The organism is Novosphingobium sp. EMRT-2 (assembly GCF_005145025.1).
Taxonomy (GTDB): Bacteria; Pseudomonadota; Alphaproteobacteria; order Sphingomonadales; family Sphingomonadaceae; genus Novosphingobium.
In genome coordinates this window covers 64,335-82,179 of record NZ_CP039699.1, presented here as the reverse complement: position 1 = coordinate 82,179, position 17,845 = coordinate 64,335, and the positions used below count along the sequence as shown (strand labels likewise).

Annotated in this window: 15 protein-coding genes; 9 read left to right on the top strand and 6 right to left on the bottom strand. The window is 61.6% G+C overall.

What is annotated here, in order from left to right:
* The first annotated feature begins 123 nt into the window (after positions 1-123).
* Positions 124-1,212, top strand: a complete 1,089-nt coding sequence (locus tag FA702_RS21960) for an IS5 family transposase (protein WP_136957250.1) — start codon at positions 124-126, stop codon at positions 1,210-1,212.
* Positions 1,213-1,312: 100 nt separating this feature from the next.
* Here FA702_RS21960 and FA702_RS21955 read toward each other — a convergent pair whose 3' ends face one another.
* Positions 1,313-1,849, bottom strand: a complete 537-nt coding sequence (locus FA702_RS21955) for a hypothetical protein (RefSeq protein WP_136958172.1) — start codon at positions 1,847-1,849, stop codon at positions 1,313-1,315.
* A 203-nt stretch (positions 1,850-2,052) separates the two neighbouring features.
* Between FA702_RS21955 and FA702_RS21950 the strand changes: the two genes are divergently transcribed.
* Complete coding sequence (locus FA702_RS21950; RefSeq protein ID WP_136958171.1) at positions 2,053-3,333, top strand: HD-GYP domain-containing protein; 1,281 nt, start codon at positions 2,053-2,055, stop codon at positions 3,331-3,333.
* A gap of 637 nt (positions 3,334-3,970) precedes the next feature.
* Here the strand turns inward: FA702_RS21950 and FA702_RS21945 are convergent.
* The 3 genes from FA702_RS21945 to FA702_RS21935 all read right to left on the bottom strand — a co-directional run bounded on the left by FA702_RS21945 (position 3,971) and on the right by FA702_RS21935 (position 5,962).
* Positions 3,971-5,059 (bottom strand): IS5 family transposase, encoded by a 1,089-nt coding sequence (locus FA702_RS21945; protein ID WP_136957250.1) that lies wholly within the window; start codon positions 5,057-5,059, stop codon positions 3,971-3,973.
* A gap of 219 nt (positions 5,060-5,278) precedes the next feature.
* Complete coding sequence (locus tag FA702_RS21940) at positions 5,279-5,707, bottom strand: type II toxin-antitoxin system VapC family toxin (RefSeq protein WP_136958170.1); 429 nt, start codon at positions 5,705-5,707, stop codon at positions 5,279-5,281.
* 15 nt (positions 5,708-5,722) lie between these two features.
* Complete coding sequence (locus tag FA702_RS21935; protein WP_136958169.1) at positions 5,723-5,962, bottom strand: type II toxin-antitoxin system prevent-host-death family antitoxin; 240 nt, start codon at positions 5,960-5,962, stop codon at positions 5,723-5,725.
* 315 nt (positions 5,963-6,277) lie between these two features.
* Here FA702_RS21935 and FA702_RS21930 point away from each other — a divergent pair, with 315 nt between their 5' ends.
* The 3 genes from FA702_RS21930 to FA702_RS21920 all read left to right on the top strand — a co-directional run bounded on the left by FA702_RS21930 (position 6,278) and on the right by FA702_RS21920 (position 9,943).
* Positions 6,278-7,477 (top strand): AAA family ATPase, encoded by a 1,200-nt coding sequence (locus FA702_RS21930; protein WP_168196193.1) that lies wholly within the window; start codon positions 6,278-6,280, stop codon positions 7,475-7,477.
* A complete protein-coding gene (locus tag FA702_RS21925) occupies positions 7,474-8,493 on the top strand; it encodes a ParB/RepB/Spo0J family partition protein (protein ID WP_136958168.1) in 1,020 nt (339 codons plus the stop codon). Before FA702_RS21930 ends, FA702_RS21925 begins: the two co-directional genes overlap by 4 nt.
* Before the next feature lie 109 nt (positions 8,494-8,602).
* Positions 8,603-9,943 carry a replication initiator protein A gene (locus FA702_RS21920; protein WP_136958167.1) on the top strand — a complete coding sequence of 447 codons (1,341 nt, stop codon included), beginning with the start codon at positions 8,603-8,605 and terminating at the stop codon, positions 9,941-9,943.
* A 1,018-nt stretch (positions 9,944-10,961) separates the two neighbouring features.
* Here the strand turns inward: FA702_RS21920 and FA702_RS21915 are convergent.
* Positions 10,962-11,942 carry a hypothetical protein gene (locus tag FA702_RS21915; RefSeq protein ID WP_136958166.1) on the bottom strand — a complete coding sequence of 327 codons (981 nt, stop codon included), beginning with the start codon at positions 11,940-11,942 and terminating at the stop codon, positions 10,962-10,964.
* 122 nt (positions 11,943-12,064) lie between these two features.
* Here FA702_RS21915 and FA702_RS21910 point away from each other — a divergent pair, with 122 nt between their 5' ends.
* The 3 genes from FA702_RS21910 to FA702_RS21900 are packed head-to-tail and all read left to right on the top strand — an operon-like array spanning position 12,065 to position 15,485.
* Complete coding sequence (locus FA702_RS21910; protein WP_136958165.1) at positions 12,065-13,735, top strand: Mu transposase C-terminal domain-containing protein; 1,671 nt, start codon at positions 12,065-12,067, stop codon at positions 13,733-13,735.
* Positions 13,732-14,547, top strand: coding sequence for a TniB family NTP-binding protein (locus tag FA702_RS21905; protein WP_136958164.1), 816 nt, complete (start codon positions 13,732-13,734; stop codon positions 14,545-14,547). The genes FA702_RS21910 and FA702_RS21905 overlap by 4 nt, the downstream gene beginning before the upstream one ends.
* Positions 14,544-15,485 (top strand): TniQ family protein, encoded by a 942-nt coding sequence (locus tag FA702_RS21900; protein ID WP_255504938.1) that lies wholly within the window; start codon positions 14,544-14,546, stop codon positions 15,483-15,485. The genes FA702_RS21905 and FA702_RS21900 overlap by 4 nt, the downstream gene beginning before the upstream one ends.
* On the opposite strand, the gene FA702_RS21895 is transcribed toward FA702_RS21900, so the two are convergent.
* Entirely contained in the window at positions 15,482-16,450 is a 969-nt protein-coding gene (locus tag FA702_RS21895; RefSeq protein WP_136958163.1) for a hypothetical protein, read from the bottom strand. The two genes, FA702_RS21900 and FA702_RS21895, sit on opposite strands and share 4 nt — an antisense overlap.
* 212 nt (positions 16,451-16,662) lie before the next feature.
* Between FA702_RS21895 and FA702_RS21890 the strand changes: the two genes are divergently transcribed.
* A complete protein-coding gene (locus FA702_RS21890) occupies positions 16,663-17,826 on the top strand; it encodes a tyrosine-type recombinase/integrase (protein ID WP_136958162.1) in 1,164 nt (387 codons plus the stop codon).
* Positions 17,827-17,845 lie beyond the last annotated feature (19 nt).

The window sequence follows — 17,845 nt, the reverse complement described above, 5'->3', positions numbered from 1 at the left end:
CCGGATCGCGGCGGCATCATGGGTTGTGACGGAAGCGGTCAGGAACAGTTGGAGGGTTCGAAAAACTCTGGCGCTTGTCGGCCTGACCTGATTCACTGCCCTTGCGGATGAGCGGAGGCGATGATGGCGGGACAGCCCGGTTTCTTTGATCTTTCGAACCGGTACGAGGCCTTGAGCGCAGCGGGTGATCCGTTGGAGCGTCTGTCCGGGGTGGTCGACTTTGAGGTTTTCCGGGGGCCATTGATCGCCGCTCTGCGCCGCAGTGTTCGTGGCAAAGGCGGGCGGCCGCCGTTTGACCCGGTGATGATGTTCAAAATTCTGGTGCTGCAGGCGCTCTATTCGCTTTCGGACGAAGCGACGGAATTCCAGATCAAGGATCGCTTGTCGTTCCAGCGCTTCCTGGGCCTTGGGCTCGATGGCACGGTGCCGGATGCAACGACGGTGTGGCTGTTCCGCGAGCGCTTGGTGCAAGCCAAGGCAATCGACAAGCTCTTCGCCCGCTTCGATGCCGCACTGACCGACCGGGGCTATCTCGCCATGGGCGGCCAGATCATCGATGCTACCGTTGTGCCTGCCCCCAAGCAGCGGAACACCGACGAGGAGAAGGCAGCGATCAAGGACGGCCGGATCCCGGAGGCATGGAAGGCAAAGCCAGCCCGGCTCCGTCAGAAGGATCGCGATGCCCGCTGGAGCGTGAAGTACACCAAGGCCAAGGTGAAGGAGGGTGCCGATCCCAAGGCCTTCAAGCCGGTCGATCTCGCCATCCCGATGTTCGGCTACAAGAACCACATCGGCATCGACCGGGCTCACGGGTTGATCCGGACCTGGGATGCCAGTGCCGCCAATGCCCATGACGGCGCCCGGTTGCCTGACCTGATCAGCACGAACAACACCGGTTCGGGCGTCTGGGCTGATACCGCCTACCGGTCGAAGAAAAACGAAACCTTTCTCGAGAGGGGCATGTTCAAGAGCCACATCCACCAGCGCAAACCGAACCGCCGTGCCATGCCCGAGCGTGTCGCCAGAGCCAATGCGAAGCGATCGGCCATCCGCTCGGCAGTCGAACACGTCTTTGCCGGGCAAAAGCACCGCATGGGCCTGATCGTGCGCACCATCGGCATTGCCCGCGCCCGCATCAAGATCGGCATGGCCAACCTTGCCTATAACTTCCAGCGCCTCGCATGGCTTGAGGGGCGTACTGCGCCCGCGTGACCCAAAAACCGGCCCACGCAGCCGGCTCCGCCAAGAAAATAAGCAGATCAGCAACCCAAGCCTGGAGCTCGCCACCCGCTCCTGTGCCATCACATCGCAATTACGCCAAAATCAGACGGTTCTTCGAGGTGTCCAGTTGGCGCAGGATCTCTGCACGGACCGGATCAAGCTCGTTGAGGTGGAGCGCCCTCCCCTCCCCTGCCCAATGCGCGAGCATGCCGGTCCCGGCGCTGGGTTCGAGGACGCTATCGTCTGGCCCGATCATTGCCATCCGCGCGGCGAGCCATGCCAGCGAGAGCGGGGTCGAGAAATGCTGGTGAGCGATCTGCTCTTCGCTGCGGACGGTCTGGATCGGCAGCAGGCTTGCCAATGCATCCAGTGCCATCAGGCACGCCGCGCCTTCTTCCGGCAGGGCCGTTTCGCGTGAACGTAGGATCGTCGCGATCTCGGCGGCAACAAAGCTGTCGCGTTGTGTCCATGCACCGCTGGAGGCCGAGCAGCCGAAGGCATCGACCATCGCGGCGTTGAGGTCATCCCGCCCGATGCGCGAGGATGGACAAAGGCGATCGGCAAGCTGCCTGGCTGCAGCAATGAGGCGAATGGAGTGCTGTGATGGGGACGAAAGTGCGTGAAGCATGGGATGCGGACCTTTCTGTGCGGCCTCTCTCGGCCGCCGATCTCCTTCCCCTCTTTCCTTTCCTGCTTCCCTGTGTCGGAGCGCGCCCGGACGAGAACCCCGTTCCCGTTCAGGAGGTAAGATTCACTTAATCCCTGTCCCGGTAAATTCCTCCATTACGGAGCGCCTCAAGGACGCAGCCATATCCGGGGACATCAGACGCCATGATCCGTCGTATCGAACGAGACCAGGTTCGTATCGGCATGTTTATATGTGGTTTCGGGGGGTCATGGTTCCTCCACCCGTTCTGGCGCTCGAAATTCCTGATCGAGACCGGCTCGGACGTGGAGAAGATCCACGCTTCGGGCGTTTCCCATGTCCTGATCGATGACGAACGCGGTGTTTCGCCGGAAAGCGGGGATAGCGATCAGAGCGTGACGACAAAGGCGCCCGCCAGGCAAAATCGCGCCACCCCGCGCGCTGTCGCCTGGAGTGCCCCCCTGCCCGACTGGGATACTCCCCGGAGCGACACGAGAGCTTCCGATCGCAAGAAGGCGGAACGCCTTGTATCGCGCTCGAAGCAGGTCATGGTAGGCGTGTTCCATGCCGCGAGGCTGGGTCGGGCGCCGCACGTGACGCAGGTCGTCGATATCGTCGACGACATCAGTCGGTCCGTGACCAGCAACAGGAACGCCCTGCTCAATGTCATTCGCCTGAAGAACAAGGACGAATACACCTACCTGCATTCGGTCGCGGTATGCACCCTCATGGTCAACGCCGCGCATCAGCTGGGCCTTGATGCCGACACCGCGCGCGATCTCGGCCTTGCGGGCCTGCTGCACGACATCGGGAAAATGTGCGTGCCCGAACCGGTGTTGAACAAGGAAGGCGGGCTGACCGACGAGGAATTCGCGCTGGTCAAGGACCACCCCCGGCAGGGCCATCAGCTTCTAGCCGCGGTTACGGAGATGTCGGAAGCCGCCCTCGACGTCTGTCTGCACCATCACGAGAAGGTCAACGGAAAGGGCTACCCCTTCGGTCTGTCCTGCGACGAAATCAGCCTTGCGGCGAGACTGGGCGCGATCTGCGACGTCTATGACGCGTTGACGTCGGATCGGGCGTACAAGAAGGCGTGGTCGCCTGCCGAAGCGCTCGCCGCCATGTGGAGCTGGGAAGGTCATTTTGACCGGGAGCTGCTGTTCGTCTTCATGCAAAGCATCGGTGTGTTCCCTGTCGGCATGCTGGTCCGATTGCGCAGCAACCGGCTTGGCATGGTGCTCGACAACGCACGCCGCAATTCGCGGCCGCGGGCTTGCGCTTTCTATTCCACGCGCGACAAATGCTACTGTCCGCCCGAAATCGTCACCATCAAGGACAGTCTCGATGGCGACAAGATTATGGGTGTCGAGGAACCGGATTTATGGGGCTTTTCCGATTGGCCGTCGTTGCAACTTCATCTGGCGGAAGGCCGTCTGCCGCCGGACCTCCAAAAGATTGCTGCTTGATTGTGGCAGCGTCCCGTTTGACATGGGTACGTACTGCGCCAGCTAAGTCACAGTGAGGGAATTTGAATCAATAAGGCGCCATTGATTCAAAGTATTTGTTTCACACGACCGGCTCCTTTCAGCATGCCCCGGGTCTTCGACAGGGGAAATGCCATATGGGTGTAAGCGTCAGACATTCTTGCGGCCATGCACAGGTTCATGACGTGCTTGGCCATTTTGCCGCGGATCTTGACCAGGAAGCCGCAAGACTATCCCGACAGAGATGCGCGGAATGTGAAGCTCGGGTCCGGGAGGAGAGACTCCAAGCCGCGGTCGCGGAACTTGGCGGATGCCAGCTACCTGATCTGTCGGGGAGTTTCCGGCAGATAGCCTGGGCCACCACAATTCGGACGAAGCGGCTCATAGAATTGCACAAGGCCGGGGTCGGCAGGGATTTCCTGCAACACCTTACCGCGCAAACCAGCGCCAAATGGTGGATCGCCAGTCGCTCATTGAAGCGAACTGGACACCTCGAAGAACCGTCTGATTTTGGCGTAATTGCGATGTGATGGCACAGGAGCGGGTGGCGAGCTCCAGGCTTGGGTTGCTGATCTGCTTATTTTCTTGGCGGAGCCGGCTGCGTGGGCCGGTTTTTGGGTCACGCGGGCGCAGTACGCCCCTCAAGCCATGCGAGGCGCTGGAAGTTATAGGCAAGGTTGGCCATGCCGATCTTGATGCGGGCGCGGGCAATGCCGATGGTGCGCACGATCAGGCCCATGCGGTGCTTTTGCCCGGCAAAGACGTGTTCGACTGCCGAGCGGATGGCCGATCGCTTCGCATTGGCTCTGGCGACACGCTCGGGCATGGCACGGCGGTTCGGTTTGCGCTGGTGGATGTGGCTCTTGAACATGCCCCTCTCGAGAAAGGTTTCGTTTTTCTTCGACCGGTAGGCGGTATCAGCCCAGACGCCCGAACCGGTGTTGTTCGTGCTGATCAGGTCAGGCAACCGGGCGCCGTCATGGGCATTGGCGGCACTGGCATCCCAGGTCCGGATCAACCCGTGAGCCCGGTCGATGCCGATGTGGTTCTTGTAGCCGAACATCGGGATGGCGAGATCGACCGGCTTGAAGGCCTTGGGATCGGCACCCTCCTTCACCTTGGCCTTGGTGTACTTCACGCTCCAGCGGGCATCGCGATCCTTCTGACGGAGCCGGGCTGGCTTTGCCTTCCATGCCTCCGGGATCCGGCCGTCCTTGATCGCTGCCTTCTCCTCGTCGGTGTTCCGCTGCTTGGGGGCAGGCACAACGGTAGCATCGATGATCTGGCCGCCCATGGCGAGATAGCCCCGGTCGGTCAGTGCGGCATCGAAGCGGGCGAAGAGCTTGTCGATTGCCTTGGCTTGCACCAAGCGCTCGCGGAACAGCCACACCGTCGTTGCATCCGGCACCGTGCCATCGAGCCCAAGGCCCAGGAAGCGCTGGAACGACAAGCGATCCTTGATCTGGAATTCCGTCGCTTCGTCCGAAAGCGAATAGAGCGCCTGCAGCACCAGAATTTTGAACATCATCACCGGGTCAAACGGCGGCCGCCCGCCTTTGCCACGAACACTGCGGCGCAGAGCGGCGATCAATGGCCCCCGGAAAACCTCAAAGTCGACCACCCCGGACAGACGCTCCAACGGATCACCCGCTGCGCTCAAGGCCTCGTACCGGTTCGAAAGATCAAAGAAACCGGGCTGTCCCGCCATCATCGCCTCCGCTCATCCGCAAGGGCAGTGAATCAGGTCAGGCCGACAAGCGCCAGAGTTTTTCGAACCCTCCAACTGCGTTCGTTTCATACGTGCAGGGCCTGGCATGCGGCGGCGAGCTTTGATTGCGGGAGAACCAAAGTTGGAAGTCGTCAAGCAGCCGGAGCTGGGTTCCCCTCTAAGCGGCGCTGGGTTCCGGCTCGCCTCCCTAACGAACAATCACCCCTTCCCTTGATCCCAAGGGTTGAGAATCTGGACCGGGGCATGGGAAAAATCGGCGACATTGCGTGTGACCACTGTCAACTCGTGAATAATTGCCGTCGCTGCTATCCACGTATCGCGTTCGGCCCGCGGATCCGGAACATGTAGCGACGCAGCTTTGGTTGCGATATCCGGCGTAATATCGAGGATGCGGTTACCAAAGGCTCGTAAGAATACCTTCGAGAGGCTGCGGCGCAACGCACCCGCTTGGACAGGATCTTTCCTTTCAAGGCGACAGACACCCATTTCCATCTCAAAGAGGTTAATGACGGAGATGTGGAGTTCGACGGCGTTTTGCTTTTGTAGCCAAGATGTTACGTTAGGATCAGCTTTTCCGTTACCAGCGCGGCGGAGTTCGGTAATCACATTGGTATCAAGCAGATACATTTATTCATCCCACACTTAAGCCTTGCTGAAGCCACTAAAGCGAACGGCTTCGAAGTCTATGTCTGCGGTTTCGGGATCGTAGAACAAATCGACGATATTCGGCGCGCTGGCTGACAGCGCCTCGTATTCCGCCCAGTTCAGTATAACAAGCTTGCGCTGGCCGCGTTCGGTGACAATGACCGGCCCATCTTCAGCTGCCTTTTTGATGCGACCCGGATTTTGGTTGAATTCCTGCGAGCTAAAGATTGCGGTCACCGTCGACTCCTAGGTAGCTATCTAGGTACAGATATCATGAGTAATGAACAACGGCAACGTTGCCCCTCACGTTCGCTGCGTCCCTCCCGGCCTCGCCTCCTGAGTGGTTCGCCCCAAGAGTACCTCCAAAAGCGCTCCATCAGTCATTGGGTCGTACAATCTGAATGGATAGCCGGTTCCCGATCGACGAGCTCCACTCGTCCCGATTAGGGGATCATGCGTCACTCCAAGCGCTGGTTTGACTTTTGCGCTTATTTTTGCTCATGAAACACAAACTGGATCAAATTGTCTTGATTCGAAGGGAGGCACCCGAAGATGTCATATACCGTGAACACGCTTCGGACGATGACCCGTTCGTGTGAGATGATGCGCGACCGCGTAAAATCGGTCGTGTTCAAACCGGAAGACCGCAAGGTTCTCGACCTCACATTCGGCCCTACGGCAGCAGCGGAGCTGGTCGGGCGTACCCCCGAAGCCTTGGCGAAGGCTGAGAAGGAAGGTCGGCTCTCGCCGCCAAAGCAATTGGGTAATGGCCGGCGCTATTACACGCTTGAGGATCTGACTAAGATCCGCGAGGCTCTCCACATTCATCCAGGCAAAGCCACTGATGAAGATGCTGTCGTGGTGGCCGTGCAAAATTTCAAAGGTGGTGTGGGTAAGAGCACGATAACCAAGCACTTCGCAGATTATTTGGCTCTTCATGGATATAGCGTGTTGGTCATCGACTGCGACCCGCAGGCTTCGACCACGACGATGTTCGATATTCAGCCCGAAACCCTTTTCGATGAAGACAAGACGCTCGGCAATTTCCTCTCGCCGCGCAGCACCTTTGACGATTTCCGTCAAGCCATTCACGACACGGCTTGGCCGACGATCAAAATCGTGCCTTCAAGTCTTGGGCTTCAGGACGCGGAATGGGATCTGACAGCGACGTTGCGCGAGGGCGGTCAGGCAGTCCGCGAGGGTTTGCAGAGACTTCGCATCGGCATTCAGGATATCATCAAAGATTTCGATGTCATCGTGCTGGATCCACCGCCAGCGATGGGCTTTCTGGGGCTGAACGTGATGGCCGCTGCGACAGGGCTTCTTGTCCCCGTCCCAGCTCGGCAGCTCGATTATTTATCGACCATTCACTTCATGGATACAATCGCTGACAATATCGAGATCCTTGAAGAGAATGGTACGCCCGTGGATTATGGCTTTATTCGTGTAGTTTGTTCTGCCTACACGCCAAGCAAGCCTGGTGAAGCCGACATGTGGAAGATGATGCAGGCAACTTATGCGAACTTCCTACTGAGCCAGCCTATTCTGGCATCGGAAGAGATCAAGAACGCGACCCAGGCTTTCAGGTCGATTTACGAGAGCAAGCCATCGGCTGCGCACGCCACCTATCAACGGTGCCGTGATAATCTCGACTCCGTGTTCGGAGAAGTTCTCCAGCAGATTCGCGAGCAGTGGCCGTCGCAGAGTATCTCCGGACGTGCGAGCGACACTGTCACGAGCGCAGCAGCATGAGCCGGCGTTCAGCGATCAGCGAAGCTCTGGCAGCGCCAGCGCCCACAACCGAGCCTACAGTCGAGCAGACGGATGCCGGCCACAGTGGAGCAGCCCGCAATTTCACCGCGCGGCGGTTGGAGGGGTTCACCGAAGCTGCCCGGATGGTGAAACGCCCCACCATCCGGCTGAAGCCATCAGAATGTTCAATCTGGCCGGGAAATGCCCGGGACTATGCCCTGCTGACTGAAGATCGCGTCCGAAGCCTAATCGATTCGATCCAGGCCGAGAATGGCAACCGGATACCGGTCGTCGTTCGGCGCGTGAAGAATGCTGCGCTCGAATATGAGCTTGTAATCGGGACGCGTCGCCATTGGGCCATCTCCTGGCTCAACGCGAACCACTACCCTGATATCGAGCTTGTCGCGATCATCGAGGATCTCGACGACGAGGCGGCCTTCAGGCTTGCGGACATCGAGAACCGGGAGCGTGAAGACATTTCCGATCTTGAACGTGGGGCGAATTACAAAGCTGCGGTCGACGCCTATTATGATGGCGTGCAGGCCCGTTTGGCCGATCGGGTGAAGCTGTCGAGATCCATGTTGTCGAGATACATCGGCCTCACGGAAATCCCGCAATCGATTGTCAGCGCGTTCAATTCGCCAATGGACCTCCAAGTGCGCCATGGCGATAAGCTTCTTCCACTCATTCGCACTCCGGCAATGCGGGAGAAGATGGAGGCAGCGGCCAAAGACATCGCTGCGGAACAGAGCTTTCGGCAATCGGGGGATGAGGAGCCTATTGGCGGCGCCGAGGTCGTTGCGCGACTGATCAAGTCGACTACGACAAGCCGGGGAACTCGCCACCAGAAGGCTACCATCGAAGCCAAAGGCTCCACGATTGGTCAGGTCGACCGTGACCGAGCGCGAGGCCTGACCATCACCATCAACCCGACTGATCTGTCCGCGGATGATATCCTTGAGGCTATTCGCCCACTCATAGAGAGGGCCAAGATCTTGAAAAGAGCCGGTCGCTGATGGGACTTGTTGCCGTCAGGAATAGCACGAGATTTCCCACTCTAAGAAATGGGGTTTTTCTCCCTATTTTCAAAGCTTTACCCTCCTTGTCCCACGCGTGGGACAAGCCATGAGCGACCGGAAGGCGAAGACCCAGGCCGCAGTACCGGGTGGTCGGCGCGTCCAATTCGAAATGTTCTTCACGCTGCCTGACTTCAGCGATGTTTCGCTGCGCGATTATCAGGAGACGATGCAACGCCCCTTCTTCAGCCTATCGAAGAAGAAGCGGATCAAACCCATTGAGTACGTGAGTCCAGACAAGCAGGTCACCGTCCATGTGTCGGCAAACCCGGAATACGGCATGGCGACGATCTGGGATGCTGATATCATGATCTATCTCGCATCTCATCTGAACGAGCTGCGTGAACGGGGTGAGAATGACCTGTCGCCGACAATTCGTCTTCAGCCCGGGGATCTGCTGAAACGGATTTGCTGGGGTGTTAGCGGGCGCGCTTACGAGCGCCTTATTGGAGCGCTAGATCGACTTCAGGCCACAACGATAAAAACGAACATCCGGGCCAACTCCAAAACCCGTGAGACCACGTTCTCATGGATCGACAGTTACACTCATCTAGTAGACGAGCGCACGCAGCGTTCACTCGGCATGGAGATTACGTTGTCGAAGTGGTTCTTCGACGGTGTGATGGACAAGCGCAATGTCCTTGCGATCTCGCCGCTCTATTTCGAGATCACGAGCGGTCTCGGCAAATGGCTTTATCGCGCGAGCCGCAAACATGCGGGCGGCAATGGTGCCGAAGGCTTCACCATCGGCTTCGAGACGCTGCACCAGAAGAGCGGAAGCGAGAGCTCCCTTCCTTCGTTCAAGAACAAAATCCTCGAGTTGGCGCGCGCGAACAGCCTGCCTGAGATCAACCTGGAAGTGATCGGCGCAGAGACGCCACGCCCGAAACTCAAGATGGTGATGCGCCGGTACATGGATGGGCATCGCGAAGTGTCATCGGTGAAGCGTGGAGATACCCCCTCCCCTGCCCGTCGCACGACCAATCCAAAGCATCCCGACGCGGACAAACCGCTTCAGCCGTCAGCCATCCAAGCGGCAGACGACCTCGTTGACCCGAGCCTCACGCATGCCTTGGTGCAACGCGCCATCTCGAACCTCAAAGTCGCCGATCCGAACCCGAGCCAAGACCCGCATGACCCAGCCTACGCGGCAAAAGCCGCTACCACGCCACGCCGGCGCGGTGGACGGGCGCATGAGGTGCTCGACCCCGAGACCTATATCGCGATCAAAACCGAATGCCCTGGCTGGGATCTGGACGTCCTAATCAAGCAGTTCGACGCGTTCCTGAACAGCAATCCTAACGAGATGCCGCGGAACTATTCCAAGCGGTTCTACGGCTTCATGAAGAAACACCACGAGCGTAACAAGCACACACTGCCTGGGTTCTGACACCTCTTCCACCCACCGCTCGAGATAGGTCAAAGCATCAGGTCTCTGTCGGTATCAGCTACGAGCAGGGCAGGGACTACAACACAAACTACCATGCGGTCCCGGTGCCAGATGTCGATTGGCATCGTCTGCACTGTACCGCCATCGGCGTGCACCGCATCGTGTTTTCGGGAATCGCTCAGACGGACCAGCACGAAGGCCAACGCCTACGGGAATCCCCCACAATCTGACGACCTGAACGCTTCAGAACGTCGGCTCCACGATTCTAAAAACACGTCCGATAGCCAGGCAATCAATCCGGAAAACTACCCCAACCTGGCCAATTTCCACACTCGCCAAGCAAACAACTTCAAACCAGAGCAAGGACAGAAGGCCCCTCGATATTCTATAGATCAGCCTGCAAAATTGACAGCAGAGTGGCGAAGGAGAATATCCATTCCCGATAACACGATGGACCGGGTACGTCACATTCCCGATAACACGCTCGAACCGACAACCGGCCCGGCGGAGGTAGTTATAGGTTTGGGGTCTGCAGGCCAAAAGCGAATCGGAACACTAACCTCTGCGCTATGGGGTAGTTCTCACACTCACCGGCAGAGACTTATCCACACCTCCCGATCTACCCGTCGTGTTATCAGATCCCCAGCGTCGTGTTATTAGAATCTCGCCATCGTGTTATCAGGCTTTAATCGTCGTGTTATTGGATTCTATCCACAGGCAGCGAATCGCCCAAATTCCGGCAGTTTCTGCGAGCCTCAAACCCAGTAACATTCTAACTATAAGGCTTAACCCCTCTAACGCATGCGCCTGCGGCGGATTCTGAAAATGTCTATTTTATGAGAGAGAAAGGGAGGGCGCTGTCCATTCAACCTCGACCCGCACCTCCACCAAAGTAGACTTGCTTTGGATCCCCGTTTCGCAACGCAATTTTCGTGGCAACCTGAGGCGATACATCAGGCAGACGCTCAATGACTGGGATACGCTGGACATGGTACGCTAACGCCAATTGGGGCAGTTCTCATGGATCGTTCGGCCTCAGTCGTGAGAGTAAGGCATCCACCTCATCCATGGCCGCATCAAATTCCACCAGCGCGTCGGGCGTGAACGGGGAGGCGGGCAGGGGAGGGGCCTCGATTCCGGACCTCGGCCTCGCGGCACTGTAAAGGTGAACCCCACCGATCGTGGTGCGTGAGACACACCCGTCCTCCTCCAGCGTGGACAGCATCTTGCGCAGGCCGAGGCGGGAGACGCCGAGCAGCCGTTCCACCTGCGCCGAGCGCATCGCCCCGAACCCGGCCAGAAGCGCATACAGCGCTGGCACCCGCGAGGTGCTGCGCCGGTCGGTGCCGAGCCGCATCGCGTCCTCCGCCAGCGCCCGCGCCTCGCCAACGTCCTTTCCCAGCCCCTCGGCGAGGCGCAGGAGCGCTTCAGCCCGACCTGCGCGCGATTCCTCGCTGTCACCGTCCAGGGCGTCGAGGCGCAGCAGCCCGGTCAGCGGGAGCGCGTGCGGCAAATAGCCAGCCCGGCGGAAGGGCTCGCCGAGCAGGACTTCGACCGCCCAGCGCGGGGAAGGGGAGGGTGGCCGTTCGACGGTCACGCGCCAGTCGCCGATGCGCAGCGGCGTCGGCACAAACTCCCCGGGCGCGAACAGCGGGCTTGACGCGACAGCGCGGTGGACAGCGCTCAAGAGGTCGAAGGGGAGGGCGCTCGCTGGTGCAGGCAAGGCTGCCAGAAGATCCCGGGCGTCCTCCAACAGGAGACCGGGTGAACCGTGATCCTCCTCTCCCTGCTCATCGGCCCAGGCCATAAGGGCCGGCCCCATTTCAACGGCCAGCGAGGCCAGCGGTGCCCAGCTGCTGTGGCCGAGTGCGCGGAGCAGAGCGGCGACCATGGCGCGGGGTGGGCGCAAGTCCGCGGTCGGGCGATCGGCGGGATCGACCAGCGGGAGCAGGCCGGCGAATGTCGGCTGCCAAAGTTTCTGGCAACCGAATTTATGCACTCAATATCAATGCATTAGTGCGACTCCGGGAGCATTAATTCTGGCAGGCCGGAAAACCATGTCGGGCGCTCTGCCAGAATTGATGTCATCGAACGGGTCGATTTCCGGCCAGGGGAGGGCGGGTGATCGAGCGGAAGCCGCAGCCGGCGAAGGCCATCTCAACCGAGGCGCTGGCGACCGGTGCCGAGCTATATCCGATCTTCAGGCACCATGTTCCACTCGATGGATCGATATCCGCACGGGTCATAGCCGAAGTTTCAGCTGCGACAGGCCTCAGCGCGCGCCAGGTACGCCGGTTGGCGGCAAGATTCCGCGCAAACCCGGTGGCCGCTAGCCTCGCTCCGACACCGCGCGGCCCCCAGATTGGCAGCCACCGCATCGCCGCGCCGGTAAAAGCGGCAATCGAGCGGCTCACCCATGAGATATTCCTGGCAAAGCCGCCGCCAACGGCGGCCTTGGCGGCCCGCGAAATCCACGGATTGCTGCTTGCGGAGGATGGGGAGTTCCGCTTCTCACCGGACGAGGTCCCGAGCGAGCGCACCCTGATCCGCCTGATCGGGGAGATTTCGGAGCCGCAGCGGGCAAAATCGAGCATGGGCTCGAAGCAACGCAGCGCCCACGAACCGCATCCGGGAGAATACCGCAGCGACGGCCTGCTCGATCTGGTCCAGATGGATCACACCCGCGCCGACGTGATTCTGGTCGATAGCACGCATCGCGAGGAACTCGCCCGCCCGTGGATTACGCTGTTGGTGGAGGTCTGGACCCGCAGTATTCTGGGCTTTTATGTGAGTTTTGGGGACCCTTCAATCTTCCGCTGCGGCCGGGCGGTGGCCAATGCCTTGTTACCCAAGGAACCGCTGCTTGAGGAACTGGGCGTCGATGTTTCCTACCCGATGCACGGGCAATTTCGCCGTCTACATGCCGACCATGCCGCTCCGCACCGGGCGGATAGCTTCAGGCGTGCCTGCCTAGCCAATGGCATCGATCCCGATATCCGGCCGCGTGGTCCGGCGCACTTTGGCGGGCACATCGAGCGGCTGATCGGCACATTGGTTGGCAGGATGCGGCTGCTGCCGGGTGCGACCGGCGGAAATGTGACCCAGCGTGACGGCTACGATGCCGGCATGGCGGCGGCGATGACCCTGGCGGAGTTCGAGCGCTGGCTGCTGTTGCAGATCGCCATCTATCACAACGCGCCGCACAAGGGGCTGGGGGGACAATGCCCCGCGCAGGCCTGGAAAATGGCGGTTTCGGGCCATCTTCCGCTACTTCCGGCCTGCCTCGATGTCGAGCATCTCACCCGTCAATTCCTGCCTGCGCGGCAGCGGACAGTGCAGGCTTATGGCGTGCAGATCCTACATCGCCGCTATTGGCATCCGGTGCTTGCGCCCTGGATCGGTCAGCAGATCGCCGTGCACCACGACGAGCGCACCTTGCAGGAGGTCTACGCTGAGATCGACGGCCAGTTCGTCACCCTTCCGGCAGTTGGCCACTATCCCGACGTCAGCGAGCCCGAATGGGAAGCCGAACGACAACGCCTGCGGCGCGAAGGGGCAGCGTTCCAGGCTGACGGCGCGCAGGCGGCGACCGCGCGCTATATCGAGGCTGCGCGGCGCGAAGTTCTCGCGGCCCGCCATCGCACGGCCAGCAGTCGGCAGGAACGCAAGCGCCGGGAGCGGGAAGGGGTATCGCACTCGCCCCAAGCGAAAGGCCGGATCGAGTGGTCCGAGGTTCGCTGGGTCCCGGCAGCCGATCTGCCGCAGGATGACTGGCTCAAGTGGCGCAAATGAGCGTACATTCGGCCTTCTGGATCGATTTCGAGGAAGCGCGCCGCGCGGTCGAGACGCTTGTCGAGCTGGCGCATGACGAGCCCGACGAGCGGCCACCCTGCGTCCTGCTGGTCGGCCAGTCGGGTATGGGCAAGACCTCGATCCTGCGTGAGACCCAGCGCCGGATTGCGCTCGACTTTCCCGAACCCGAGGAATGGGGCGAGGCGCGTTACGAACCGATGCTGCGCACGGTGATCCCTTCGGGTTCGACCGCGCTCAAGATCAACCTGACGCTGCTGTGGAAGCAGGGCTGGCCGATTACCGGCAAGACGCACCGGATCGCCGATCTCAAGGTCGTCGAGCTGTTGCGCCGCCAAAGGACGCGGCTTGTGGGGATCGACAATGTCCATGCGATCCTCACCGCTGGCGGAAGGGCGCGGCGCGATACGCTCGACGCCTTCCGCTTCCTGATGAGCGAAGGCAATGTGCCGATGGTGGTGGCGGGGCTCGACGTCGCGGCGGACATCTTTGCCGAGGATGTCGAACTGGCTTATCGCTCGATCATCGTGCGGCTCAATCCCTGGCCGCCGGGAGAGCCGTCGCAGCGCCTGATCCGGGTTCTGGGGCAGGGGATGCAGCTGATCGAGCCTGAGCGGCTCGCCGAGCCCGAAATCGCCGAATTTCTCTGGCGTCACAGCCTCGGGGTTACCGGCAATTTCAAGCGGTTGCTGCATTGGGGGCAGAAGGTCGCCCGCCGCCATGGCCGCGAACGCGTGGAGTTCGCCGATATCCGCGAGGCGGCGGGTCTGCTGCCGAACCATCCGTCGCGGTGATCGCCCTCGGGCTCGAGCCGGAACCGCTCGCATTCCGCGTGCGCCCGCTCGCGGACGAGTGCTTCGATTCGTGGATCGATCGGGTCGGAAGTGCGCATGAATTGAGCCGAAGCGTGCTTTTCCGCCATCTCGGCATTGAACCGGCGCTGGCCGGACAGGACCTGGCACGCGGCAGCCGCGGCCTCGACGCGGCGTGGCACGAGGCCTTTGATGGCCTGGTCGAGCGGCTTGCTTGGGCGGTGCAATGCGAGAAGGAGCGGATTTCGGCGACATTTCTGGCTTGCGAGGCAAGCGCTCTGCTGCCGCGCGGATTGCGCCACTATGCCTGTGCACGGTGCTGGTACGAGGCGCGGCGGGCGGGAAAGCCCGAATTCATCCGGCGCGAATGGATCCTGCGGGCGAGCTGGCGGTGCCAGGAGCACGGCCTGCCACTGAGCGATATGGGCAAAGTGCCAGGCGAACCGGGCGGTCGGCTAGCGTTGGCGCAATTGGTGCGCTTGGTGGTTCTGGCCGAACGCTCGCTTGCGGTGGCGAGGCCATCGCAGAAGACAATCCGGCGCAATTCCGCGGCTCTTGCCCAGTTGGTCCGGCAGTCGGAATGGCAGAGGCACCGGGCCATCGACCCTGCCTACCGGGACCGGTTCGCCGCGAATGTGTACCATTTCTCAGCGGCTCGCATCGCCATGCTGGCCCTGGCGCATGGTCGGCGCGATGCCGCCGCGCGGCGTTTCGAGGCCCTGATGTCGCAAGCTCTGCCCGAGCGGCCCACGCCCGGCGGCGGCAGGCTGGCCGATCAGAAACCGCCATATCGCCTGCAGGCCCCCTTCAAAGCCACGCCGCGCTCGCACTGGATCGCTCCTGACTTGCTGAGCCTGCTCTGCGCCTATGGTGCGCTGCGGGCCCGGCAAGGTCGGGAAGAGGTGCTCCAGGCCGCCTAGGAGACCGTCTCATGCCGCCAATCGGGCAGGGCCATGGGAATCGTGATGGCGCAGACAAAGGGCGCAAAGGGACCCTGGGCTTGGGCCAGATGCCGGGCTTCGAGGTGCCGCAGCAGCTTGGCGGCGCCCGCCTTGGTGGCGGGGAGCGCACGGGCGAGCTGCGCGGGGGTCAGTCCGCCAAGCCCGAACAGCAGCATCCAGGCGAGGTAAAGCCGTGAGTTCGAACGCTGGCTCGGAAACTCGCGCGCGAAAATCTCGGCCGCACGCGGCGGGCGGGCCACATCACAGGCGGTGCCGTGGAGCGCGGCAAGCAGGCTTTCGCGGCCGTCGCTGCGCCGTTCGCCAGCGTCACGATCGGCGCGGAACAGCCGGCGCTGGACGACGCCGACGAAGGGCAGGGGGCTTTCGCTCAGCCGGAAGGCTGACCCAAGCGCCACAGCCGCCAGGTTGATCGCCCAGCACGGCGTGCGGGCGGTGGCCGACAGGGCATCGCGCTCATCGCCGCTCGAATAGCGGAACCGGTCGACGAGCGCGAGCAGCCGTTCAAGCGGGGCCTGCGGCAGCTTGGTTTGACCGAGCGCTTCGAGCACCGCATCGAGGTCGTCCGTGCTCGCGGCGGCGATGGCCTCGGCGTCGGCGGCCTCGCTGGCCATCGGTCGGATGGCGATTTTGCGCACCGTCCGGATCGCTTGGGTGAGCGGCTTTTCGCGGGGGCACAGGGCGCGTTCGAGCAGGGTGAGGAATGCATTGCGCTCGGCGGCGCATTCGGCGCCGATCAGCGAGGTCCCGAGGGTGATCCCCCGGTCCTGGCGGTATTGCTCCCAGGCGCGCGAGAGCCAGTGGAGCGCCAGCGAAGCGCGCATTTCCGGGGAATAGAAGGCATGCGAGGCGAGCAGGCACTTGGCCAGCGCATCGATCTGGCCGATACGGAAGGCGATGGGACCGGCGTCGATCGCGCTGTTCAAGCGAATGACCCTCCTGCCTGCTGTTCCGAACTGGCTACCTGCGCCGGGAATCTGGGTCAATCACAAAGTTTACCTAATGTGCAGTTTGGTATCCTATCTGTCCGACTGTCAGAATCGCGGAATTTCCATAATCTGATATTATGGTAAAATCGGTGTTGCCGAAAGGACCGATTTTGCCCAAAAAGGTTCGGTGAAATCCGCCGGAAACAACGATGCTCGCCGCAGCTGATCAACCGTTCCCGTCTTCGGTCGAGCTGGTCTTGCGCCGCTACGCGCCGCTGATCGACGCACGCGGCGCCCGTTCGGTCGCCTTCGAGGCGGCGGTCACGGCGATGGCGCCAGCGACCAAGGCCGCGATCACCGCAGACCTCAAGTGCTTCCTCGCCTGGTGCAAGTCGCGCCGGCCGGTTGCCACTGCGGTTCCCGCCGAGCCGGAAACGCTCGTCCACTACCTGCGCTGGCTGGCGAAGGGTTCGGACACGCGCGCTCCTGCCAGGCCCGCGACGCTCGCGCGGCGGATCGCCAGCATTGCCCGAGTTCATCGCATGCTGGGGTTTGGCGAGAAAGAGCCGCTGGCAACGCAGGCCGGGATGGTGCGCGATACCCTGAAAGGGATCCGCCGTGACAAGCGGCAACGCCAGCGTCAGGCCGCGCCGCTGCGGCTTGGCGAAGCCATGGCCGAAGGGCAGGGGGCTCCCGAGGGGGTGACGGTAAAAGCGCTGCTCGCGTCCTGCGGCACCGACATCATTGGTCTGCGGGATGCGGCGCTGATCAGCCTGGCCTATGACGCGGGTCTCAGGGTCTCGGAATTGGTGGGCACCGAGGTTGCCGATCTGCGGCAGGCGGGTGACAGCAGCGGCCGGCTCGAGATCGGGCATTCCAAGACAGACCAGCTGGGGGAGGGGGCTCTGGCCTGGCTGTCGGGTGACACCATGGCGCGTCTGTCGGCCTGGTTGCTGGCAAGTGGCCTCAGCGAAGGCCCGGTGTTTCGTCGGATCAATGTGCTGACCAGTCCGCCAGATCCTGCCGGACAGCGGGTCGTGCGGCACTACATTGGCGCCAAGCCGCTCACCCGCCAGGGTGTGGTCGCGATCCTGCGCCGCCGGGTGCTCGAGGCGATCGATCTCGGCCATGTCGAGCTTGAGCCCGGGATGGAAGGCGACACCGTTCGGGCCTTGAGCGCCCATTCGTTCCGGGTCGGGCTGACCCAGGATCTGTTCGCGGCGGGTGAGGATGGGTCTGGAATTGCCCTCGCCCTGCGCTGGTCGTCGCCAACCACCGCGCTACGCTATGCGCGCGAACTGGCCGTGGGTAACAATGCGGCGGCACGGGTGCTGGGACGCTTGCGCGACAGCGACGGAGGAACGGCCGCGTAGGACACTTGCCTACAGGGGA

Excerpts from the sequence above, each read along its gene's own strand:
- FA702_RS21930 (WP_168196193.1), top strand. The coding sequence starts at position 6,278 with ATGTCATATACCGTGAACACGCTTCGGACGATGACCCGTTCGTGTGAG.
- FA702_RS21940 (WP_136958170.1), bottom strand. The coding sequence starts at position 5,707 with ATGTATCTGCTTGATACCAATGTGATTACCGAACTCCGCCGCGCTGGT.
- FA702_RS21960 (WP_136957250.1), top strand. The coding sequence starts at position 124 with ATGGCGGGACAGCCCGGTTTCTTTGATCTTTCGAACCGGTACGAGGCC.
- FA702_RS21955 (WP_136958172.1), bottom strand. The coding sequence starts at position 1,849 with ATGCTTCACGCACTTTCGTCCCCATCACAGCACTCCATTCGCCTCATT.
- FA702_RS21945 (WP_136957250.1), bottom strand. The coding sequence starts at position 5,059 with ATGGCGGGACAGCCCGGTTTCTTTGATCTTTCGAACCGGTACGAGGCC.
- FA702_RS21920 (WP_136958167.1), top strand. The coding sequence starts at position 8,603 with ATGAGCGACCGGAAGGCGAAGACCCAGGCCGCAGTACCGGGTGGTCGG.
- FA702_RS21950 (WP_136958171.1), top strand. The coding sequence starts at position 2,053 with ATGATCCGTCGTATCGAACGAGACCAGGTTCGTATCGGCATGTTTATA.
- FA702_RS21890 (WP_136958162.1), top strand. The coding sequence starts at position 16,663 with ATGCTCGCCGCAGCTGATCAACCGTTCCCGTCTTCGGTCGAGCTGGTC.
- FA702_RS21925 (WP_136958168.1), top strand. The coding sequence starts at position 7,474 with ATGAGCCGGCGTTCAGCGATCAGCGAAGCTCTGGCAGCGCCAGCGCCC.
- FA702_RS21905 (WP_136958164.1), top strand. The coding sequence starts at position 13,732 with ATGAGCGTACATTCGGCCTTCTGGATCGATTTCGAGGAAGCGCGCCGC.